The 21,372-nt window shown below is 68.5% G+C and carries 16 protein-coding genes and 1 rRNA gene; 10 read left to right on the top strand and 7 right to left on the bottom strand.

The window, feature by feature from the left end; translation table 11 throughout:
- Positions 1–80 precede the first annotated feature (80 nt).
- The 5 genes from BM199_RS22830 (at position 81) to BM199_RS22810 (ending at position 5,704) form a co-directional block, all read left to right on the top strand.
- Positions 81–1,502, top strand: coding sequence for a gamma-aminobutyraldehyde dehydrogenase (locus BM199_RS22830; RefSeq protein ID WP_091675362.1), 1,422 nt, complete (start codon positions 81–83; stop codon positions 1,500–1,502).
- Between the two features lie 35 nt (positions 1,503–1,537).
- Positions 1,538–2,629 carry an ABC transporter ATP-binding protein gene (locus BM199_RS22825; protein WP_091675361.1) on the top strand — a complete coding sequence of 364 codons (1,092 nt, stop codon included), beginning with the start codon at positions 1,538–1,540 and terminating at the stop codon, positions 2,627–2,629.
- Between the two features lie 47 nt (positions 2,630–2,676).
- Positions 2,677–3,888 carry an ABC transporter substrate-binding protein gene (locus BM199_RS22820; protein WP_091675360.1) on the top strand — a complete coding sequence of 404 codons (1,212 nt, stop codon included), beginning with the start codon at positions 2,677–2,679 and terminating at the stop codon, positions 3,886–3,888.
- Positions 3,889–4,093: 205 nt separating this feature from the next.
- Positions 4,094–4,885, top strand: a complete 792-nt coding sequence (locus tag BM199_RS22815; protein ID WP_245788587.1) for an ABC transporter permease — start codon at positions 4,094–4,096, stop codon at positions 4,883–4,885.
- 9 nt (positions 4,886–4,894) lie between these two features.
- On the top strand, positions 4,895–5,704 hold the full coding sequence (locus BM199_RS22810) for an ABC transporter permease (RefSeq protein WP_091675359.1): 810 nt from the start codon (positions 4,895–4,897) through the stop codon (positions 5,702–5,704).
- Here the strand turns inward: BM199_RS22810 and pip are convergent.
- Both pip and panB read right to left on the bottom strand, forming a co-directional pair.
- Complete coding sequence (pip, locus tag BM199_RS22805) at positions 5,701–6,663, bottom strand: prolyl aminopeptidase (RefSeq protein WP_091675358.1); 963 nt, start codon at positions 6,661–6,663, stop codon at positions 5,701–5,703. The genes BM199_RS22810 and pip overlap by 4 nt on opposite strands.
- A 94-nt stretch (positions 6,664–6,757) precedes the next feature.
- Positions 6,758–7,639, bottom strand: a complete 882-nt coding sequence (gene panB / locus BM199_RS22800) for a 3-methyl-2-oxobutanoate hydroxymethyltransferase (protein ID WP_091675357.1) — start codon at positions 7,637–7,639, stop codon at positions 6,758–6,760.
- A 293-nt stretch (positions 7,640–7,932) separates the two neighbouring features.
- On the opposite strand from panB, the gene BM199_RS22795 reads away from it, so the two are divergent.
- Positions 7,933–8,637: a DUF998 domain-containing protein gene (locus BM199_RS22795; RefSeq protein WP_091675356.1), complete on the top strand. Its 705-nt coding sequence runs from the start codon at positions 7,933–7,935 to the stop codon at positions 8,635–8,637.
- Between the two features lie 73 nt (positions 8,638–8,710).
- Here the strand turns inward: BM199_RS22795 and BM199_RS22790 are convergent, their stop codons facing one another.
- The 3 genes from BM199_RS22790 to secA2 form a co-directional block, all read right to left on the bottom strand.
- A complete protein-coding gene (locus BM199_RS22790; RefSeq protein ID WP_091675355.1) occupies positions 8,711–9,253 on the bottom strand; it encodes a methylated-DNA--[protein]-cysteine S-methyltransferase in 543 nt (180 codons plus the stop codon).
- A 2-nt stretch (positions 9,254–9,255) separates the two neighbouring features.
- On the bottom strand, positions 9,256–10,980 hold the full coding sequence (locus BM199_RS22785; protein ID WP_091675479.1) for an NAD+ synthase: 1,725 nt from the start codon (positions 10,978–10,980) through the stop codon (positions 9,256–9,258).
- A gap of 352 nt (positions 10,981–11,332) precedes the next feature.
- Positions 11,333–13,801: an accessory Sec system translocase SecA2 gene (gene secA2, locus BM199_RS22780; RefSeq protein ID WP_091675478.1), complete on the bottom strand. Its 2,469-nt coding sequence runs from the start codon at positions 13,799–13,801 to the stop codon at positions 11,333–11,335.
- 153 nt (positions 13,802–13,954) lie between these two features.
- On the opposite strand from secA2, the gene BM199_RS22775 reads away from it, so the two are divergent.
- A complete protein-coding gene (locus tag BM199_RS22775; RefSeq protein ID WP_425425572.1) occupies positions 13,955–15,571 on the top strand; it encodes an alpha/beta hydrolase in 1,617 nt (538 codons plus the stop codon).
- A gap of 184 nt (positions 15,572–15,755) precedes the next feature.
- Here the strand turns inward: BM199_RS22775 and BM199_RS22770 are convergent, their stop codons facing one another.
- Positions 15,756–16,454 carry an LppX_LprAFG lipoprotein gene (locus BM199_RS22770; protein ID WP_091675353.1) on the bottom strand — a complete coding sequence of 233 codons (699 nt, stop codon included), beginning with the start codon at positions 16,452–16,454 and terminating at the stop codon, positions 15,756–15,758.
- Between the two features lie 9 nt (positions 16,455–16,463).
- Complete coding sequence (locus BM199_RS22765) at positions 16,464–17,462, bottom strand: GlxA family transcriptional regulator (RefSeq protein WP_091675352.1); 999 nt, start codon at positions 17,460–17,462, stop codon at positions 16,464–16,466.
- On the opposite strand from BM199_RS22765, the gene BM199_RS22760 reads away from it, so the two are divergent.
- From BM199_RS22760 to BM199_RS22745, 3 genes are all read left to right on the top strand, one after another.
- A complete protein-coding gene (locus BM199_RS22760; RefSeq protein WP_091675351.1) occupies positions 17,461–18,852 on the top strand; it encodes an MFS transporter in 1,392 nt (463 codons plus the stop codon). The two genes, BM199_RS22765 and BM199_RS22760, sit on opposite strands and share 2 nt — an antisense overlap.
- A gap of 28 nt (positions 18,853–18,880) precedes the next feature.
- Positions 18,881–20,224: a type I glutamate--ammonia ligase gene (glnA, locus tag BM199_RS22755; RefSeq protein ID WP_091675350.1), complete on the top strand. Its 1,344-nt coding sequence runs from the start codon at positions 18,881–18,883 to the stop codon at positions 20,222–20,224.
- 954 nt (positions 20,225–21,178) lie between these two features.
- Positions 21,179–21,372, top strand: a 16S ribosomal RNA gene (locus BM199_RS22745); the annotation flags it as partial.

Raw genomic sequence — 21,372 nt, 5'->3', positions numbered from 1 at the left:
GCCCGAAAGGCTTGGCATATTAAATATGGAGTTATATGTTTTGCGCCATCCCAACCGGCCCCCCGAACGAGGAGCATCCCGTGCAGCAGCTCAGGCACTTCGTCGGCGGCGAGTACATCGACCCCGCGACCGACACCGTCGCGGAGATCATTGATCCGGTCACCGGCTCGCCCTACCTGCTCGCCCCCGTCGGCGGAGCGGAGGACGTCGACCGCGCCGTCCGCACCGCGGCCACGGCGTTCGAGAGCTGGCGTGACAGCACGCCCGCGGACCGGCAGCTCGCGCTGCTGCGCATCGCCGACGCGCTGGAGGCGCGCGTCGACGAACTCGTCCGGGTCGAGTCCGCCGACACCGGCAAACCCCTCGCGCTCACCAGGGCCGAGGAGATGCCCATGCTGCTCGACCAGTTGCGGTTCTTCGCCGGAGCCGCGCGCGTGCTGGAGGGCCGATCGGCCGGGGAGTACCTGGCCGGACACACCTCCTACGTCCGGCGTGAGCCGGTCGGGGTGTGCGCGCAGGTCACCCCGTGGAACTACCCGCTGATGATGGCGGTGTGGAAGATCGCGCCCGCACTGGCGGCGGGCAACACGGTGGTCCTCAAGCCCGCCGACACCACCCCCGCCTCGACGCTGCTGCTCGCCGAGATCTGCGCGGAGTTCCTGCCGCCGGGCGTGCTCAACGTGATCTGCGGTGACCGCGACACCGGACGCGCGCTCGTCGAGCACCCGGTTCCGGCGATGGTGTCGATCACCGGCTCGGTCCGGGCCGGGGCCGAGGTCGCTGCCGCTGCCTCCGATGACGTCAAACGGGTGCACCTCGAACTCGGTGGCAAGGCTCCCGTGCTCGTCTTTCCCGACGCCGATATCGAGGCCGCGGCAGGCGCCATCGCGGAGGCCGCGTTCTTCAACGCCGGACAGGACTGCACGGCGGCGACCCGCGTCCTGGTGCACGAGTCCGTGCGGCAGGAGTTCGTCACCGCGCTGAGCCGCGCGGCGCGGGCGACGAGGACGGGAGCCCCGGACGATCCCGATGTCGCATACGGCCCACTGAACAGTGCGCAGCACCTGGCGAAGGTCAGCGGCTTCGTCGACCGGCTGCCGGACCGAGCGGTTGTCCACAGTGGAGGCCATCGGGTCGGGGAGCGCGGGTACTTCTACGCGCCGACGGTCATCGACGGCCTGCGGCAGGAAGACGAGATCATCCAGCACGAGGTCTTCGGCCCGGTGATCACAGTTCAGGACTTCGCCACCGAGGCCGACGCCCTCACCGCGGCCAACGGCGTTCCCTACGGACTTGCCTCCTCGGTGTGGACCGCCGACCACTCCCGCGCTCTCCGGCTTTCCAGGGACTTGGACTTCGGCTGCGTGTGGATCAACACCCATGTCCCGCTCGTCGCCGAGATGCCGCACGGCGGCTTCAAGAAGTCCGGCTACGGCAAGGACCTCTCGCTGTACGGGCTCGAGGACTACACCCGGGTCAAGCACGTGATGAGCGCGTTCTGACCGCGACAACCGCCAACACGGAAAGGCAACCGGCCATGTCGCCGAACCAGGCTCCCGCACTGCCACAGCCCAGCACCGCCGCGACCACGTCCGACCGCGCGGGAGGGGACCGGCCCGCGGTACGGCTTCGCGGGCTGCGCAAGGACTTCGGTCAGGTGCACGCCGTCGACGGTGTCGACCTGGACATCGCGGAGGGCGAGTTCTTCTCGATGCTCGGCCCTTCCGGCTCGGGCAAGACGACCGTGCTGCGAATGATCGCCGGGTTCGAGCTGCCGACCGGTGGAACGGTCGAGCTCGACGGGCGTGACGTCAGCAGGCTCGCCCCCTTCCAGCGGGACGTCAACACCGTCTTCCAGGACTACGCGCTGTTTCCGCACATGGATGTGCAGGCCAATGTGGAGTACGGGCTGCGGGTGAAGCGGGTTCCGCGGGCGCAGCGCGCCGAGCGGGCGCGGGAGGCGCTGCGCACAGTGCGGCTGGAGAACTACGCCGAACGCAAACCGGGCCAGCTCTCCGGCGGTCAGCGCCAGCGCGTCGCACTTGCCAGGGCACTGGTCAACCGGCCGAAGGTGCTGCTGCTCGACGAACCGCTCGGAGCGCTCGACCTCAAGCTGCGCCAGGCGATGCAACTGGAACTCAAACAGATCCAGCGCGAGGTGGGGGTCACGTTCGTCTTCGTCACCCACGACCAGGACGAGGCGCTGACCATGAGCGATCGGATCGCGGTGTTCGACAACGGGCGCATCGAGCAGGTGGGCACCCCGGTCGAGGTGTACGAGCGACCCGCGAGCGCGTTCGTCGCGGGGTTCGTCGGTACCTCGAACCTCCTTGGCGGCCAGGCGGCGCAGGCGGTGATCGGCGAGGTGGGCACATTCAGCATCCGGCCCGAGAAGATCCGCCTCGACAACGAGGTCGCGACGCCCGCTGGGGCGGGGGAGACCAGCGCGACCGGGACCGTAGCCGATGTCGTCTACGCGGGTGCGTCGGTGCGTTACGAGGTCGTACTGGATGTGGGCGGGCAACTCTCGGTGGTGCGGCAGAACGAGGCGGGCGAGGCACTGCTGCCCTCGGGGACCCAGGTGCGGCTGGTGTGGCCGCAGGAACACAGCTTCCGCGTCGCGGACTGAGCCCGGCGCGCAGAACTGGCGTCGTCACAGGTGGAGAAAGGATCAACATGAGGAACGCACGAAGCATCCGGCTCCTCGCGGGACTGGTGTGTGCCGGTACCGCCGTCGCCGCGTGCGGCACGGCGGGCGAGGACGGATCGCAGGCAGCACCGGGTGGATCGGGTTTCGAACCACCCGCCCTGGAGGCGATGGCAGAGCTCGGCGAGCCGGAGGGTGAACTGAACATCCTTGCCTGGCCCGGATATGCCGAGGACGGGTCCAACGATCCCGCGGTGGACTGGGTGACCCCGTTCGAGAAGGAGACGGGCTGCCAGGTCAACGTCAAGCCGTTCGGCACCTCGGACGAGGCGGTGAACCTGATGAAGACCGGTCAGTACGACGTCATCTCCGCTTCGGGGGACGCCTCACTGCGGCTTGTCGCGGCAGGCGATGTGGAGCCGGTGAACACCGAGCTGATCGGCAACTACGGCGATGTCTACCCGTTCCTGAAGGACAAGCCGTGGAACAGCGTCAACGGAAAGTCCTACGGCGTGCCGCACGGCTGGGGGGCGAACGTCCTCAGCTACCGGACGGACGTGGTGCGGCCCGCACCGGACTCGTGGTCGGTGGTGTTCGACAAGGACTCGAAGTACAAGGGCAAGATCACCGCGTACGACTCGCCGATCTACATCGCCGATGCGGCGATGTACCTGATGAAGCATCAGCCGGACCTGGGCATCCAGAACCCGTACGCCCTGGACGACAAGCAGTTCCAGGCGGCGGTCGATCTGCTCAAGCAGCAGCGCCCGATGGTCAGTGAGTACTGGTCGGACTACCTGAAGGAGAGCCAGGCGCTGAAGAACGGCGACGCCGTCGTCGGCACCGCGTGGCAGGTGACGGTGAACCTGACCGAGTCGGAGGGCGCTCCAGTCGCGTCGGTGCTGCCGTCGGAGGGCGCGACCGGCTGGTCGGACACCTGGATGGTGTCCGCGAAGTCGCCGAACAAGACCTGTGCCTACAAGTGGCTCGACCACATCATCAGCCCGGAGGCCAACGCCCAGGTGGCCGAGTACTTCGGCGAGGCGCCTGCCAACCCGAAGGCATGTGGACTGACCGAGGACAAGGGACACTGCGACGCCTACCACGCCGGTGACGCCGACTATGCCGCCCAGATCTGGTACTGGACGACGCCTATCGAGCAGTGCCTCGACGGCCGGACCGACGTGAAGTGCAAGGACTACGGCGAGTGGACCCGAGCCTGGACCGAGATCAAGGGCTGAGGCGGAGACCAGACCAGGAGTGGTGCGGGGGACTGCCCTGCCCCGCACCACTCCTTTCCACGGACCCGAGGGAATTCCAGCGATGACGAGCACACTCGAGCGGCCCGCTCCACCGGAACCGCCCCGAACCTCCGTACTGGACACGGTGTCGAGCGCCCTGCGCCGCAAACCACGGCTCCGGCTGGGTCTGCTGCTCTCCGCACCGATGCTCTGGCTCGGCCTTGCCTATCTCGGTGCGCTCGCCGCACTGTTCGTGACCGCCTTCTGGCACACCAACACCTTCACCGGACAGGTGGTGCGCGAGTGGACGCTGGACAACTTCGTCACGCTGTTCACCAACGAGGTGTACCGGACCATCACCCTGCGTACGGTGGGCATCGCCGTGCTCGTCACGGTGATCTGCGCGGTGATCGCCTTCCCGATGGCGTTCTACATGGCCAAGTTCGCCTCGCCGAGAGCACAGCGCATCCTGGTCATCGCGGTCATGACCCCGCTGTGGGCCAGCTATCTCGTCAAGGCCTACTCCTGGCGCATCATGCTGTCGGGCAACGGCGTCATCGACTGGCTGCTCGCACCATTCGGAATGGACAGTCCCGGCTACGGGTTGCCTGCCACGGTGCTCACCCTGTCCTACCTCTGGCTGCCGTATATGATCCTGCCGATCTACGCGGGACTGGAACGCCTGCCCAACTCTCTTGTGGACGCCTCGGGCGATCTCGGTGCGCGGCCGTGGCGCACGTTTCGGTCCGTGGTGCTGCCGCTGACGTTTCCCGCGATCGTCGCAGGCTCGATCTTCACCTTCTCGCTCTCCCTGGGCGACTACATCTCGGTGAAGATCGTCGGTGGTACGAACCAGATGCTCGGCAACGTGGTGTTCGACAACATTGGCGCGGCCAACAACCTGCCTTTCGCGGCCACCGTCGCCACCGTGCCGGTCGTGATCATGCTGGTGTACCTCGCCGCCGTCCGCCGCACCGGAGCGTTGAACAATCTCTAGGAGTCTGCCGTGACCGTGTCGAAAACCACGAGGACCATCCTGTTCTGCGCGCTCGTGCTCGGACTGGTCGTCATCTACTTCCCACTGCTGGTCGTGCTGCTGAACTCGGTCAACGCAGACACCACGTTCGGCTGGCCGCCGTCCAGCTTCACCCTGGAATGGTGGAGCCGTGCGGTCACCAACGAGGGCGCGCTGAGTGCACTGTGGACAAGCGTGCGGGCCGGGCTCGCGGCGACCGGAATCGCGTTGGTACTCGGGACCATGGCCGCTTTCGCGTTGCAGCGGTACCGGTTCTTCGGCAGGGACTCGGTGTCCCTGCTGATCATCCTGCCGATCGCGCTGCCCGGAATCGTCACGGGCATCGCGCTGAACAACGCCTTCCGCACGGTGCTGGGAATCGACCTCGGCATGTTCACGGTGATCGTCGCCCACGCCACGTTCTGCATCGTGGTGGTGTTCAACAACGTCGTGGCGCGGTTGCGCAGGATGGGCGGGAACCTGGAGGAGGCGTCGATGGATCTCGGCGCCAACGGCCTGACCACCTTCCGGCTGGTCACGTTCCCGATGCTGCGCTCGGCGCTGCTCGCCGGTGGCCTGCTGGCGTTCGCGCTGTCGTTCGACGAGATCATCGTCACCACGTTCACCCTCGGCACGGGAATGGAGACCCTGCCGATCTGGATCCTGAACAACCTGTTCCGGCCGAACCAGGCGCCGGTCGTGAACGTGGTGGCCGCGGTGCTGATCCTGGTCTCGACGGTGCCGGTATACCTCGCGCAGCGGTTGTCCGGCGGCGACACGGCCAGCGGGGGCAGGCTCTAGCGCCGGGCGAAGGAGTCCGTCGCCGCGCGCAGCGCCGCGAGGACACCGGGATCGTTCACCGCGTGCCCCGCGCCCTGCAGGATGTTCAGTCTGGACCCCGGCCAGGCGCGGTGCAGTTCGTAGGCCGTGGCCGGTGGGCAGACGGCGTCGTAGCGCCCTTGGACGAGCACGCCGGGGATGCCGGCCAGTTTGCCAGCGTCCCGGATGAGCTGGTCCGGTTCGAGCCAGGAGTCATGGGCGAAGTAGTGCAGGGCGATCCTGGCGAACGGCACGGCGACCGCGGGTTTGGCGTAGCCGGCGCGGAACTGTTCCTGCGGGACGACGGAGACGATCGCGCCCTCCCAGGTGCTCCACGCCACGGCGGCGGGCTCGCTGACGGCGGGGTCGGGATCGGCGACCAGCCTGCGGTACCCGGCGACCGGGTCCTGCCGCTCGGTCTCGGGCAGCGGCGCGAGGTAGCGCGCCCACTCCTCGGGGAAGAGATGTGCCGCGCCGCCGTTGTAGATCCAGTCGATCTCGCTCTGCCGTGCGGTGAAGATCCCTCGCAGGACGATTTCGCTGACGCGCTCGGGGAACGTCTCGGCGTAGGCCAGTGCGAGCGTGGCGCCCCACGAGCCGCCGAACAGCTGCCAGCGCTCGATCCCCAGCAGCTGGCGCAGGCGCTCCATGTCCGCGACGAGATGCCAGGTGGTGTTCACCGACAGGTCGGCGCCGGGCCGGCTGACGTGCGGCGTGCTGCGGCCCGCGCCGCGCTGGTCGAAGAGCACGATGCGATAGGCGGCTGGGTCGAAGTGCCTGCGCGTCAGTGGCGCGCTGCCGCTGCCCGGCCCACCGTGTACCACCACAACCGGCTTGCCTTCGGGATTCCCGCTCACCTCCCAGTACACGAGGTTGCCGTCACCGACGTCGAGCATCCCCCGCTCGTGCGGCTGGATCGCCGGGTACAGGTCGTCGTCCATGCCGCCACTCTGCCCGAACGAGGATTCCGGTCGTGCCCGGGCCGGGGGATGTCCCCAATGCCACATTGGGGAACTTCACCACGTGCGGCAGGCGTCAGTGGAAGGTGTGTTCCGCCGCGGGAAACTCGCCGCGGCGGACGTCCTCGGCGAAGTCGGTGGCCGCCTTCGACAGGATTCCGGCCATGTCCGCGTACCGCTTCACGAACCGCGGCGCCTTCCCCCTGCGCAGGCCGGCCAGGTCCTGCCAGACGAGTACCTGCGCGTCACAGTCCGGGCCCGCACCGATGCCGATCGTCGGGATCCGCAGCTCGTGCGTCACCTGCTTGGCCAGCTCGGCGGGCACCATCTCCATCACCACCGAGAACGCCCCCGCCTCCTGCAGCGCGAGTGCGTCGGCGACGAGTGCCTCACCGGTCTCCCCGCGGCCCTGCACCCGGTAGCCGCCGAGGATGTGCTCGCTCTGCGGGGTGAACCCGATGTGCCCCATGACCGGAATCCCCGCGGCGGTCAGTGCCCGCACGTGCGGCGCGAAGTGGTGGCCGCCCTCGAGCTTGACCGCGTGCGCCCTGCCTTCCTTCAGGAACCGCACCGACGTCTCCAGCGCCTGCTCCGGCGAGAGCTGGTACGAGCCGAAGGGCAGGTCGGCCACGACAAGGGCGCGCTTGACCGACCTGGTGACCGCACGGACCAGCGGCAGGAGTTCGTCGACCGTCACCGGGAGCGAGGTGTCGTACCCGTACACGTTGTTCGACGCGGAGTCGCCGACAAGCAGTACCGGGATACCGGCTTCGTCGAAGAGTTCGGCTGTGTACATGTCGTATGCGGTGAGCATCGGCCACGCCTCGCCGCGCTCCTTGAGTTCGCGCAGGTGGTGGATGCGCACCTTCCTGCCGGAAGTTTGTGCGGGCTGAGCCGAAGGTCCGGAGCCGTACGGCGCGGCTACCTCGTCCGAAGTGCTGTTACCAGTGGTTGACATCGTCGTCGACCATCCTTCCCTCGAGGCCCTTACAGGGTCCCCGGGTCTGAGGTTGGGTGCATCTCGAAGCCTGGCACCAGGTGCCGGCTTACCCAAGGTCGTGCGACCAGCTTCACATCCCGCCATCGCACCGTTTGCCGAGTCCACACCGGATACTTGGTCAGGACAACCCGTGATGGGATGTCCGTTGACAGTGACCACAGTCGTCGTGATACATAAACCTCCTCAATGAAACATCCGGGTTGCGGTAGGCGACCTGGGTACGAGATGGATGATCGGTTGGTATCACTGCCATGCCTGCCGCTGTTTCCGTCCGGCCTGGCGTGCGGATGAGCCGCGGAGTGCGGGCCGCCCGCGCCCTGGCCATCACCCTCATGCTGCTCAGCGGCGCGGCCTACTCGGCCTGGGTCCTGCAGTTCGTCCTGCCCGCCGACGAACTCTCGCCGGTCCACGCCTACATATCCGAGCTGAGCGCCGACGGCCAGCCTTACCAGGAGCTGTTCCGTGCAGCCGACATCGCCGCTGGCGTCGCGTTCGTCGTGATGGTGCCGCTGTTGCTCCGGCTGGTGCCCGCACAGACCTGGCCGCGGCTTTCCGTGGCCGCGATCGGCGTGTTCGGGGTGAACCTGCTGGTCGGCGCACTGTTCACGTTGGACTGCGCGCCGTCGGTCGACCAGGAGTGCCGGGAGCGGATGCTTCAGGGTGACTACTCGGGTGACCAGGCGGTCCACCTGGTCACCTCCACCATCACCGTGTTGCTGTACCTCCTCAGCGCGACCTGCGCCGGGCGCTGGTGGCCATCCGGCTGGTGGCGCAACTCGGCTCGGATCGCGCTGGGGACCGTGCTCGTCAGCACGGCGGGCATCGTGTTGCTGGAGCTGGCGGCCGATGGCCGGTTCGTGGGGCTGGTCGTCCGGCTGCGTCTGCTGACGATGGTGGTGCTGCTCTTCATCGGCGCGCTGTACCTGCTCAGCGCCGCCCGTGACCACACCCGCTGACCGGATACCGGGACTTTGTCGCCCGAGTTCGACGGCGGCCGTGTCGTCGTGACTTCCAGTTCTCGGACCGGCCTCACAGGTCGAACAGCGCCGGTTCGTCCGCCCGGGCGCCCTCGATGGTGAGCATGCGCAGCTTCGTCGCCGTGCCACCGCCCGCGGAGAAACCGCCGGTTCCGCCGTTCGCCGCCAGCACGCGATGGCACGGGACGATCGGGGCGAACGGGTTTGATCCGAGCGCCTGCCCCACCGCACGCGCCGATCCAGGTGCGTTCAGCCGATGCGCGACATCGCCGTAGGTGAGGGTGCTCCCGGGTGGGATCGTGCGGGCGACCTCGTAGACCCTGCGATGGAAGGCGGGCACTCCGGCGAGGTCGAGTTCCACGTCGGACAGGTCCACCGCGGTGCCCCGCAGCAACTCGGTCACCCCGTCGATCGCTTGCCGCGCCGCGGCCGGCGGCACCGTTTCCTCCGCGTCGGGGAATCGCCGCCGCAGCCGATCCCGTGTGGCCTGCTCACTACCCTCCGGCAGCTGAGCCCCCACAATCCCGTGCTCGCCCCAGGCGATGCCGCACCAGCCGATCGCTGTGTCGAACACCGTGAAACCCTGCGCGACCATGCTCAGTGACCTTCGCGCCAGGCGTTGGTGATCGGCAGCCTTCGGTCCCTGCCGAAGGCCTTGAAGGTGATCTTGGTGCCCGGCGGGTACTGCCTGCGCTTGTACTCGGCCTTGTCGACCATCCGCACCACGCGGTCGATGACCTCGGGGTCGAAGCCGGCAGCGAGTAGGTCGCCGAAGCCCCGGTCACCCTCGACGTAGTCGTCCAGGATGTCGTCCAGCAGGGCGTAGTCGGGCAGCGAGTCGGAGTCCAGCTGGTCCGGCCGGAGTTCCGCCGACGGTGGCTTGGAGATCGAGTTCTCCGGGATCGGCGCAGTCTCGCCGCGTTTCTCGGCTTCCGCGTTGCGCCAGTGGGCGAGTTGCCACACGTGTGTCTTGAACAGGTCCTTGATGGGGGCGAAACCGCCCACCGCGTCGCCGTAGATCGTGGAGTAACCCACGGCGAGTTCGGTCTTGTTTCCCGTCGCGAGCACCAGATGCCCCTCCAGGTTGGACAGTGCCATGAGCAGCATGCCGCGCGTGCGGGCCTGGATGTTCTCCTCGGCGAGACCGGTACCGGCCAGTTTCAACTGGTCCACGTAGACCGCCACCATGTCCGCGACCGGTTCGACCCGGAAGTGGCATCCGAGCCTGCGGGCCAGTTCCGCGGCGTCGGACTGGGAGTGCTCCGAGGAGTACTTCGATGGCATCGCGACCCCGTGCACCGCGTCGGGGCCGAGTGCGTCCACCGCCAGCGCGGCGACGACGGCGGAGTCGATTCCGCCGGAGAAGCCAAACGTCACCGACCCGAAACCGTTCTTCCGCGCATAGTCCCGCAACCCGAGTACCAGCGCGGACCAGACCTCGGCCTCGTCGGAGAGCGGCTCGCTGATGACCGGCGCGGGCTCCGGCCGGTACGCCGGGAGTGGCGCCGCGCTGAGTACCGTGCGCCGGACGTGCAGCCCCGCCAGTTCACCGTCGGCGACATGGCCACCCACCTGCAGATCGAGGTCGAGCACGAGCAGGTGCTCGGTGAACTGCGGTGCCCTGGCGAGGAGTTCGCCGTCCGCCGCGACGACGATCGAGTCGCCGTCGAACACGAGGTCGTCCTGCCCGCCGACCTGGTTCGTGTAGACGACGGGGGCACCGGCCTCGCTCGCGCGCCTGGCCACCAGCGGCAGCCGGATGTCGTCCTTCGAGCGCTCGTAGGGGGACGCGTTCGGCGCGACGACAAGATCCACCCCCGCGGCGCCAAGCGCGGAGATCGGGCCTCCGTCCTGCCAGAGGTCCTCGCAGATCACCATGCCGATGTCCACGCCGTGCAGGCGCACCACGTCCAGCGTCTCGCCCGGGATGAAGTAGCGGCGCTCGTCGAACACCCCGTAGTTGGGCAGATGATGCTTGTACTGGCGGGCGACGACCTCGCCCCGGTAGAGCGCCGCCGCCGCGTCGCGCGGGCCAGCGTCGTCCAGGTCGAGGTAGCCGACATAGGTCAGGACGTCCCCGAGACCGGCCTCGGCGAGCCTGTGGGCGAGGTCTTCGAGCGCGCGGCTGGAGGCCTTGCCGAACGTCTCCCGCAGTGCGAGGTCCTCGACCGGGTACCCGGTGAGCGACATCTCCGGGAACACCACGACGTTGGCGCCTGCCTCGACGGCCTTCCGGGTCCACTCGAGCGTCAGCTCGATGTTGCCCGGCAGGTCGCCGACAGTCGGATTGATCTGGGCCAGTGCGATGCGCAGTTGCGGCATGCGGCCATTCTCGCCTACCGCGGCGACACCCGCCGAGACGGTGTACGGCACGAGCCCCGCGGCGCTCACCGGACCGCTGTTACGCCGTTGGCTGGCATGACGGCGCGGCCGGCTGCTCCGAACGGCGGGATGTCCCGGCGGTTCCGGACAGTAAGGTGCACGGCGTCAGTTCCTGACGCACACTCGCCTGTTCACGCGAAAGTCCAACCCCTGCTGTCGGCGGACGCGTGATGAGGGCCAGGCGAGAGAGGCGCTCCGTGGACTCCCGCCGGTCCCTGCCGGGCGGGAGCCACGGTGCGTCTCGCCTGAGCGCGCCGCCCGCAATCGCCCCGAGAAGGGTGTCCGGTGTGTCTCAACTCCGCTTTTTCCGCAGCATTCCGCGCACCTTCTTCAGCGCCTGCTCCGCATCGGAGTCGAAGGGGTTGTCGTGCACCAGGTAGGTCCAGGTCGAGGTGGGCCTGCGGACGCCGGAGGCCGCGAGGTCTATCCCCGCTTCGCTCACTTCGGCCTCGATCAGCGTCTTCGCGGCACGCTCCCGTGCCTTCGCCGCGATCTTGCGGAACTCCGGAATGGCGGCACGGTGGAACTCGTCCAGCGGTGTCTCCCTGGCGAGCGCGCGCAGGTGGATGCTCTCCCGCACCTCGGTCAGGAACGCCAGGTGATCGGCCCACAGCTGGTCCAGGTGGTACAGCAGGATCTCCCGGCTCACCCGCTCCATCCGGTCCGCGCCGAGCGTTTCGGTGAGTTCGGCGAAACGCTCGGGTTCGGTCTCCTCAAGCACCTCGGCGGCGAGGCCGGTGCGCAGCACGTCGTCGCGGTAGGCGAGTACCTCCTTGCGCTGGTGCTCGATCAACCGGGTGTAGCGCCAGGTGTTGCGGTGGATCTCCAGGTCGACGCCCTCGGCCACCCGCTGGGCGTGGTTGATCTGCCGGTGCGCGTGCTCCGAGGTGATCTCGCCCGTCTCGTCGTCGGCAGGGATGCCTTCCGGGATGTCGGGGGCGTAGCTGAGCACCAGTTCGTCGTTCAGGCTCGCGAAGAACACGGAGCTGCCGGGGTCGCCCTGGCGCCCTGCGCGGCCACGCAACTGGTCGTCGAGTCTGCTGCTCGGGTACCTGGCCGTGCCGATGACGTGCAGCCCGCCGAGTTCGGCCACCCGCTCCCGCTCACTGCCGCCCTCGGCGCCGCCCAGCCGGATGTCGGTACCGCGTCCCGCCATCTGGGTGGACACGGTGACCGCCTCGAACCGGCCCGCCTCGGCGATGATGGCCGCCTCTTCGGCGTCGTTTCGCGCGTTGAGCACGACGCACGGCAGGTCGGCCTTCGCCAGCTTCTCCGCCAGCTCCTCGGACTCGGCCACGTCCTGGGTGCCGACGAGGATCGGCCGCCCGGTGGCGTGCACCTCGCGGATCTCCTCGACGATCGCCCGCAGTTTGTGCGAGGGGGAGGCGAAGATGCGGTCAGCGCGGTCCTCGCGGATGTTCTCGGTGTTCGGCGGAATCACCGCGACCTCGAGCTCGTAGAACTCGCGGAGCTGCTCCGCGACCGCCACCGCGGTGCCCGTCATGCCCGCGACCTGCGGGTAGCGGGCGATCAGCGCCTGAACGGTGATCGAGTCCAGGATCTCGCCCCGGTCCGAGGGCGGCAGCTGCTCCTTGGCCTCGACGGCGGCCTGCAGCCCGTCCGGCCACCGCTGCAGCTCGGCGACCCGGCCACGGGACGCGTTGATCAGCTGCACCTTGCCGTCGCGGACCAGGTAGTCCACGTCCCTGGTCAGCAGTGCGTGCGCGTGCAGCGCGATGTTCACCGAGGCGAGCCGGTTGCCAGCGCCCGCAGCGGCCTGCCGCTCGGCGTTCCCGGCGCCGTCGGCACTGCTCTCGCCACCGCCCGCGTCTTCGGTGTCGGTGCTGTCAGAACTGTCAGTGCTGTCCGCGCCGGCTGTACCGGCTGTACCGGCATCGCCCTCGGCGGCCTTGGACCCGCCCGTGCCACCGCCGTAGAGGTCGACCCCCCCGAGTGCCTTCTCCACCACCGAGGCACCCGCCGCGGTGAGCCAGGCGTTGCGGCCGTCGGCGTCGGTCTCGTAGTGCAGGTTCAGCCGCAGCCGCCGCACGATGTTCGCGACCTCTTCGTCGGCGACGCCGGCGTCCACGGAACCGGCCATCACCAACGGCACTCTGGCCTCGTCGACCAGCACGGAGTCCGCCTCGTCGATGATCGCGACCTCGGGTTCGGTCTGGACGAGGTCTTCAGGACGCGTGACGAGCCGGTCGCGCAGCACGTCGAAGCCGATCTCGCTGACGGCTCCGTAGCAGACCTCCGCCTGGTACGAGTCGCGGCGTTCGGCGTGCGTGAGCGCCGGGTCCACCCAGCTGACGGACACCCCGAGCAGGTCGTACACCGGCTTCATCCACTCGGCGTCCCGGCGGGCCAGGTAGTCGTTGACGGAGATGACGTGTACCCGCTTGCCCTGCAGGGCGTGCCCCGCGGCGGCCAGTGCCCCGGACAGCGTCTTGCCCTCACCGGTGGCCATCTGCACGACATGCCCCGTGAGCAGGCCCATCGTCCCGAGCAGCTGCACGTCGAAGGCCCGCTCGTCCAGGGCCCTGCGCGCGGCCTCGCGCCCCAGCGCGCACACCTCGATCAGCTGCCTGTCGCCGAACTCGGCCTCCAGCCTCACGGCCTTCGCGGCCTCGGTGAGCTCGTCGTCGGTGAGCTTCTCCAGGTCCGGCTCCCGCTCGCCGATCGCGGGCAGCAATTTCTCGTACCGGGTCAGTTCCACGCTGGCCGGTCGCTGGATGATCCGGCGCAGCCGTCTGCTCATCCGGTCGATCAACACTGCCACCCGTGGCCTCCTTAGTCCTGCCTGGCGAGCCGGTCCCGCTCACTGCCCAACGCCGTAGTGGTGCCGCGGAGTTCCGCGGCAGGTTGTCACTCGCCGATGGTGCCGATCGGGTCGGATGGCACCATCGTCGGTGTGCGCCTCCTCGAACGCTACCGGTCCCACTCAGCTTGTGTAGCCGTCATCGGTCTGCTGGCCGCTGGTGTGGCCGGTTGTTCCTCCGGTGACACCTCCCAGCAGGCCGCGGCGGAGGCGGTGACCGAGACCAGAGGACCGGCCGGTGTGGTGCCCGCCGGTCTGGAGCGGTACTACTCCCAACCACTCGAGTGGGGGAACTGCGCGTCGTACGCGACCTCGGAGGACGCCGAGTCGGCCTTCGGGTCCAGCGCTCTGCAGTGCGCGCGCTTGAGCGTGCCGTTGGACTACGCCGAGCCAGCGGGCGAGACGATCACCGTCGGGCTGCTGCGCTCACGGGCGGGTGACGCGGACGGGCGCATCGGGTCCCTCGTCGTCAACCCGGGTGGGCCCGGGGCCTCGGGCATGGTCGCCGCCGCCGGCCTTGCGAGCCGGGTCTCCGGAACCGAGATCGGGCAGAAGTTCGACCTGGTCGGCTTCGACCCGCGTGGTGTGGGGGCCAGTGAACCGCAGGTCGAGTGCCTCACCGATGCGGAAAGGGACGCGGACCGGGCGAGTGACTCCGAGACCGACGGCTCCCCGGCGGGGGTGCGGGCGCAGGAGGCCGAGGAGAAGGAGTTCGCCGAGCGGTGCACCGAGCGCACCGAGCACGGTGCGCGGATGCTGGCCGGGATCGGCACGCGCGACGTCGTCAAGGACCTGGACGTGCTGCGCTCCGTCCTGGGCGACGAGAAGCTGACCTACGCCGGCTACTCCTACGGCACTCGCATCGGCTCCACCTACGCGGAGGCGTTCCCGCAGAACGTGCGCGCTTTCGTGCTCGATGGGGCGTTGGATCCGGAGCAGGACCTGGTCGAGTCGCTGGTGGCTCAGGGCGAGGGGTTCGGGATCGCGTTCAGGGAGTTCTCCGCATGGTGCGCGCAGCAGCAGGACTGTGCGCTCGGAGCCGATCCGGCGGGTGCGACGAAGGCATTCCAAGATCTGGTGCAGCCACTGATCGACGACCCGGTGGACGTCGGCGACGGCAGGCCGCTCTCCTACGAGGACGCGACCACCGGTGTCATCCAGGCGCTGTACTCACAGCAGTTCTGGGGGCAGCTCAACTCCGGGCTCAACGAGTTGCGCGCCGGGCGCGGAACCACGCTGATGGCGCTTGCCGACATGTACAACCAGCGGGGCAGCGACGGCGAATACGCCTCCACCCAGGACGCGTTCACCGCGATCCGCTGTGTGGACGATCCACGGGTCACCGACGAGGCCGAGATCCTCGAGGCCCAGCGTCGGTACGAGGAGGTGGCGCCGTTCCTGGACGACGGCAGGCCGGACGGAGCGGCGCTGGACGCCTGCGCGTTCTGGCCGGTGCCGAACACCTCGGAGCCGCATCTGCCGAACGTGGACGGCGTGCCGCCGGTGCTGGTGATCTCCACGACGAACGACCCGGCCACGCCGTACGAGGCCGGGGTGAATCTCGCCAAGGCGATGGGCGGGGCGTTGCTGACCTACGAGGGCACGCAGCACACGGTCTTCCTGCAGGGCGTGTCCTGTGTCGACGACGCCGCCACCGACTATCTGCTCGAAGGCACGCTGCCGCCCGAGGGCAAGCGCTGTTCCTCCTGACAGCTCAGCCGCGCGTTCAGCGCCTGTTTGAGAACCCGTGACGCGATCGCGTCGCCAGGGCGCTGCTTCTGCCGAGCAGCTGGCTTTCGTGCTGATCGGCGCCCTGCCGCCGAGATAGCGTGCCTTCGGCCGAACGGGTTCGCCCAGGTTATGTTGCGTCCCTGGGCTCGGTTCTCAGCCGCGTTCAGCTCGTCGGAGCGCCGGAGACCTGCGCGTTGTGCTCGGACAGTTCGAGTTCGAGCATCACGGCGCCCTCTTTGGGCTGGCGTGGGGGGATCTGCATCCACAGCCGCACCAGCTCGCGCGGCTGCTGCCTGGTGACCCAGAACTTGATATCCACATCGGACTGGATGCCGGGCACCAACTGGGAAACGACGTCCGCCGCGACGGATCCGTTGATCCGGAACGCCGACACCTCAGCGAGGTCTTCCTTGCCCTCGGTCTCCAGTTCGGTCGTGTCCGACATCAGCTCGGCCAGACCATGGTCGGGGTCGAGGATCGCGGCCGGGTAGTACGGCGCGGGCACCGGCACCTCGGTCGTGTCGCCCCGCTCGTCGGTCAGCCGCACGGACTCGCCCTCCAGCAGGAAGTCGACCTGTTCGCGTTCGGTGAGTCGCTGCAGGTCGGCCTCACCGCGAGCCCAGCCGTACCGGCTGCCGTCGGCCACGGCGTACCCCGTGACCTCACGGACATCCAGGCCCGGGACCGTGCCGCTCGCGCCGAAGGTGAATCGCACGCTGCGCAGCTGGGCGACCGACTCGGCCGCCTCCGTCACCAGCTGCCGACCGTCCGGCAGCGGACCGGTCGTGTCGGGCGCGGGGGTGCAGGCCCCGGTCAGTCCCAGCGCGAGCACGGTCACCAGCGCGATTCGGCGGGAGAACATGCCGTTACGTTAACGCGACCTGCTCGAGGGGATCGCGAAGGTGCGGCGGTAGGCCAGCGGGGAGACGCCGATCGCGGAGTTGAGGTGCTGGCGCAGCGAGGCTGCCGTGCCGAGCCCCGCCTCGGCGGCCACCCTGTCCACGGTCAGGTCCGTCGTCTCCAGCAGGTGCCGCGCGTGCTGGACCCGCTGCTGGATGAGCCAGGCTCGGGGGGTGAGCCCGGTTTCGGCCCGGAAGCGCCTGCTGAACGTGCGCAGGCTCATGCTCGCGTGCGCGGCGAGGGTGGGAACGTCGAGCACATCGCCGAGGTGGCGCAGTGCCCACTCGCGGGTCGCCGCGGTGCTGCCTGCTTCGGGATCGGGCAGTGGCCGGTCGATGAACTGGGACTGCCCGCCGTCGCGCCACGGGGGAACGACGCAGTAGCGCGCCGCCCGGTTGGCGACCTCGCTGCCGTGGTCCCGGCGCACCACGTGCAGGCACAGGTCGGTTCCGGCCGCCAGCCCGGCGGAGGTCAGCACGGTGCCGTCGTCGACGAACAGCACGTTCTCGTCGAGCAGCACCTGGGGATAGAGCCGCCGGAACTGTTCGGCGTGGGCCCAATGGGTGGTCGCCCTTCGTCCGTCGAGCAGCCCGGCCGCGCCGAGGACGAACGCGCCGGTGCAGATCGACATCAGCCGCGCGTGCGGCGGGATCCGGGCCAGTGCGCCGGCGAGCGCGTCCGGCAGGGTGCCGTGCCAGCGGGGGCCGCGCACCCTCGTCCCCGGAATGATGACCGTGTCCGCGGTCGCCAGCGCCTCCGGCCCGTGATCGAGCACCGCGGTGTAGCCCGCGGTGAGCCGGACCGGCTGGTCGTCGACGCCGCAGATCCGGACGTCGTAGCGGCCCTGGCCCGCTGCCCCGAACACCTGCGGTGGGATGTGCAGGTCGTAACCGATGACCTCGTCGACGGCCAGCACGACCACCCGGTGCGGCTCGGGCTCTCGTTCGGTACCGGCATCAGCTGCTGTCATGGCAGAATTCTTGCACATATTGGCGTTTCGGCCACTCGTTCTCCGTGACCGGACCGGGCAGGCTCACGACGTGACCGAACTGCGGGAGTGGGTACCGGGGGACAGGAAGCGGCGGCCGGTACGGGGTGGACTGCGCAGGCCGCACTGGGCCTGGCTCGTGGCGATCGCGGCGTTCGTCGCGCTGATCGGCGCGGCCGGTTTCCGCGCCGCGCCGAGTGTGCTGATCGATCCGCTGCACGCGGAGTTCGGCTGGTCTCGTGGGACGATCTCGGCGGCCGTGTCGATCAACCTGCTGCTCTACGGCCTCATCTCCCCGTTCGCCGCCGCTTTGATGGAACGGTTCGGGATGCGCAGGGTGGTCGCGTGGGCGCTGCTGCTCGTGTCGGCGGGCAGCGGACTCACCGTGTTCATGACCGCGAGCTGGCAACTGCTGCTCACCTGGGGTGTGTTGGTGGGTGTCGGCACGGGGTCCATGGCGCTCGCATTCGTGGCGACGGTGACCAGCAGATGGTTCGTCCGGCACAGGGGACTGGTCAGCGGTGTGCTCACCGCGGCGGGGGCCGCCGGCCAGTTGGTGTTCCTGCCGCTGGTGGCGATGCTGGCCACCGACCACGGCTGGCGCTCGGCCTCGTTGGTGATCGCGGCGGTCGCACTGGTCGTGGTCCCCGTCGTGCTGCTCCTCCTGCGCGACAACCCCGCGGACGTGGGCACGACGGCACTTGGTGCGCCCGAGGACGCCTCGCCCGAGCCCGCGTCCAGCACGGGAAACGCGGCGGCGCGTGCGGTGCGGGTGCTGCGCGACGCCGTGCGGAGTCCCACCTTCTGGCTGCTGGCAGGCGGGTTCGCGATCTGTGGCGCCTCCACCAACGGGCTGATCGGCACGCACTTCGTCCCGGCGGCCCACGACCACGGCATGCCGCACACCACGGCGGCGGGACTGCTGGCGCTGGTCGGCATCTTCGACGTGGTGGGCACCATCGCCTCGGGCTGGCTCACCGACAAGGTGGATCCGCGCAAGCTGCTCGCCACCTACTACGTACTGCGGGGCGCGTCGCTGCTGGTGCTGCCGATGCTGTTCGCGCCGACCACCGAGCCGCCGATGTGGGCGTTCATCGTGTTCTACGGCCTGGACTGGGTGGCCACGGTGCCGCCGACCGTCGCGCTCTGCCGGGAGCGGTTCGGCAACGCGACCGGGCCGATCGTGTTCGGCTGGGTGTTCGCCTCGCACCAGGTCGGCGCCGCGATCGCCGCGTTCGGGGCCGGAGTGACGCGGGACCAGCTCGGTAGCTACGACCTCGCCTGGTACGTCGCGGGGGGTCTCTGCGCACTGGCGGCGATCATGTCCCTTCGGGTGCCTCACTCGAACGAGCACGTCACCCTGAAACATTGAAGTAACACGGCACGCATACGCTGCGCTCATGGATCGCCAGCAGGAGTTCGTGCTGCGCACGCTCGAAGAACGCGACATTCGTTTCGTCCGGCTCTGGTTCACTGACGTTCTGGGCTTCCTCAAGTCGGTCGCGGTGGCCCCCGCCGAGCTCGAGGGTGCGTTCAGCGAGGGCATCGGGTTCGACGGATCGGCGATCGAGGGATTCGCCAGGGTCTACGAGTCGGACATGGTCGCCAAGCCCGACCCCGGCACGTTCCAGGTGCTGCCGTGGGAGACCCCGGAGGGCGGGCACTACTCGGCGCGGATGTTCTGCGACATCGCCATGCCCGACGGGTCCCCGTCCTGGGCGGATCCACGGCACGTGCTGCGCCGGCAGCTGTCGAAGGCGGGGGAGGCCGGGTTCACCTGCTACGTGCATCCGGAGATCGAGTTCTTCCTGCTCTCGACCCTGCCCGACGACGGCACCGAACCGGAGCCCGCGGACAACGGCGGCTACTTCGACCAGGCCAGCCACGCGACGGCGACGCACTTCCGGCGCCACGCCATCGAGACCCTCGAGGCCATGGGAATCTCGGTCGAGTTCAGTCATCACGAGGGAGCGCCGGGCCAGCAGGAGATCGACCTGCGGTACGCGGACGCGCTCACCATGGCCGACAACGTGATGACCTTCCGGTATGTGGTCAAGGAGGTGGCGCTCACCCAGGGCGTCCGGGCCACGTTCATGCCGAAGCCCTTCACCGACCAGCCGGGGTCGGGCATGCACACGCACGTGTCGCTCTTCGAGGGCGACCGCAACGCCTTCTACGACCCGGAGGATCCGCACGAGCTGTCGGAGACCGGCAAGGCCTTCGTCGCGGGCGTGCTGCACCACGCCAGGGAGATCTCGGCGGTCACCAACCAGTGGGTGAACTCCTACAAGCGGCTGATCAGCGGCGGGGAAGCCCCGACGACCGTGTCCTGGGGCAGGTCCAACCGGTCGGCGCTGGTGCGGGTGCCGATGTACTCGCCGGGCAAGGCATCGTCGCGGCGGGTCGAGATCCGCACGCTGGACTCGGCGTGCAACCCCTACCTGGCGTACTCGGTGATACTGGCCGCCGGGCTGAAGGGCATCGAGCAGGGTTACGAGCTGCCACCGCCCGCCGAGGACAACATCTGGTCGCTCTCGGACGCGGAACGCAAGGCCGCCGGATACGCCCAGTTGCCGCAGAACCTGGGTGAGGCGCTCACCGAGATGGACCGCTCCGAGTTGCTCCCGGAGGCGCTCGGCGAACATGTTTACGACTTCTTCCTGCGCAACAAGCGTGCGGAGTGGAACAACTACCGGAGCGCGGTCACGCCTTACGAACTGCGCACGCTGTTGCCGGTGCTGTAACGCGGAAGCGGCCAGGTATGCCGAGGGGCCATCCCGATGGCAGATCCTGGCCGTGCCCTGCGGCACGTCGCGGACTCGGCGATCACGCCGTCCGCACCGCAGGTCGAGCCGGCCCACAGGGCCAGGTGAACGAGCTGTCGTTCACTGCCCCGCTCAGCGAGTTCCGCGGGGATCTGGAGAGCTACCCGCGGCCAGGAACTCTTCGAGCAGACCCTGGCCGCTCCGGCGACCTGACGATCCGGAGTACCGGCACAGCCGGGAGACGGCACGCCCGCGCCTCGATCGACGAGCTGCTGCGGGGAGCGGAACTCGACGCCATCGTCGGGCCGACGAACGACCCCGCCGGGATCACGGACGACCGCCCTCCGCTACCCATAGGTCTGTCGCTCTTCTCGGGCCGCTGGGCGGACGCTGAAGTGCTGTCCTTGGCAGCCGCGTTCGAGCGGTCTACGGCCGCACGTCGGCCGCCCCCTTGTCTTCCTGGGCTGAAAATGCGGGCTGACCTGCGGTTCCATCGTTAAGGGACCCCCCTGTTCTTCAGGGGTTGGCGGGTGTGTAATCTTCTCTTTGTCGCCAGGAACGCCGGGCCGACAGGAAAGAGAACCGAGAGGGACTCACTCCTGAAGGACCGGATGGCGGCCGAGAGAACTTGATGGAGTACGCTCCAGCAAGAACTTGGCCCCCGGGTCGAGCGGGTTGACACCGCGAACCGAACCGGGTAACGTTCTGCGATGGCCCTGAGGTGGGGCACAACCTCCGACTTGAGTCTCCGGACTTTAAACGGCGGGTAGGGCTTGCCTCGGGACAATAAACAAGCTTTTCGCGTAGTGGTTTGTTGCTTGAGAACTCAACAGTGTGCTAGTGAACTAAGCCAGTAGAGCTTATGTATGAGAATACCCTTTGTGGGTTTCTTTGAGTAGATTGATGTAGTCATCGATCGGATTTTTCAATGCATTGTTGGAGAGTTTGATCCTGGCTCAGGACGAACGCTGGCGGCGTGCTTAACACATGCAAGTCGAACGATGAAGCCTTTCGGGGTGGATTAGTGGCGAACGGGTGAGTAACACGTGGGTAATCTGCCCTGTACTTTGGGATAAGCCTTGGAAACGAGGTCTAATACCGGATATGACTCTGCACCGCATGGTGTG

This window comes from Amycolatopsis marina (assembly GCF_900111885.1).
Classification (GTDB): domain Bacteria; phylum Actinomycetota; class Actinomycetes; order Mycobacteriales; family Pseudonocardiaceae; genus Amycolatopsis; species Amycolatopsis marina.
The sequence above is the reverse complement of the archived record's forward strand: the minus strand, read 5'-3'. Positions and strand labels throughout refer to the sequence as shown.

Bases quoted from the DNA above. Each gene is read 5' to 3' on its own strand.
- BM199_RS22825 (WP_091675361.1), top strand. From the start codon at position 1,538: ATGTCGCCGAACCAGGCTCCCGCACTGCCACAGCCCAGCACCGCCGCG.
- BM199_RS22820 (WP_091675360.1), top strand. From the start codon at position 2,677: ATGAGGAACGCACGAAGCATCCGGCTCCTCGCGGGACTGGTGTGTGCC.
- BM199_RS22815 (WP_245788587.1), top strand. From the start codon at position 4,094: ATGCTCTGGCTCGGCCTTGCCTATCTCGGTGCGCTCGCCGCACTGTTC.
- pip (WP_091675358.1), bottom strand. From the start codon at position 6,663: ATGGACGACGACCTGTACCCGGCGATCCAGCCGCACGAGCGGGGGATG.
- panB (WP_091675357.1), bottom strand. From the start codon at position 7,639: ATGTCAACCACTGGTAACAGCACTTCGGACGAGGTAGCCGCGCCGTAC.
- BM199_RS22795 (WP_091675356.1), top strand. From the start codon at position 7,933: ATGCCTGCCGCTGTTTCCGTCCGGCCTGGCGTGCGGATGAGCCGCGGA.
- BM199_RS22790 (WP_091675355.1), bottom strand. From the start codon at position 9,253: ATGGTCGCGCAGGGTTTCACGGTGTTCGACACAGCGATCGGCTGGTGC.
- BM199_RS22785 (WP_091675479.1), bottom strand. From the start codon at position 10,980: ATGCCGCAACTGCGCATCGCACTGGCCCAGATCAATCCGACTGTCGGC.
- secA2 (WP_091675478.1), bottom strand. From the start codon at position 13,801: ATGAGCAGACGGCTGCGCCGGATCATCCAGCGACCGGCCAGCGTGGAA.
- BM199_RS22770 (WP_091675353.1), bottom strand. From the start codon at position 16,454: ATGTTCTCCCGCCGAATCGCGCTGGTGACCGTGCTCGCGCTGGGACTG.
- BM199_RS22760 (WP_091675351.1), top strand. From the start codon at position 17,461: ATGGCAGAATTCTTGCACATATTGGCGTTTCGGCCACTCGTTCTCCGT.
- BM199_RS22765 (WP_091675352.1), bottom strand. From the start codon at position 17,462: ATGACAGCAGCTGATGCCGGTACCGAACGAGAGCCCGAGCCGCACCGG.
- glnA (WP_091675350.1), top strand. From the start codon at position 18,881: ATGGATCGCCAGCAGGAGTTCGTGCTGCGCACGCTCGAAGAACGCGAC.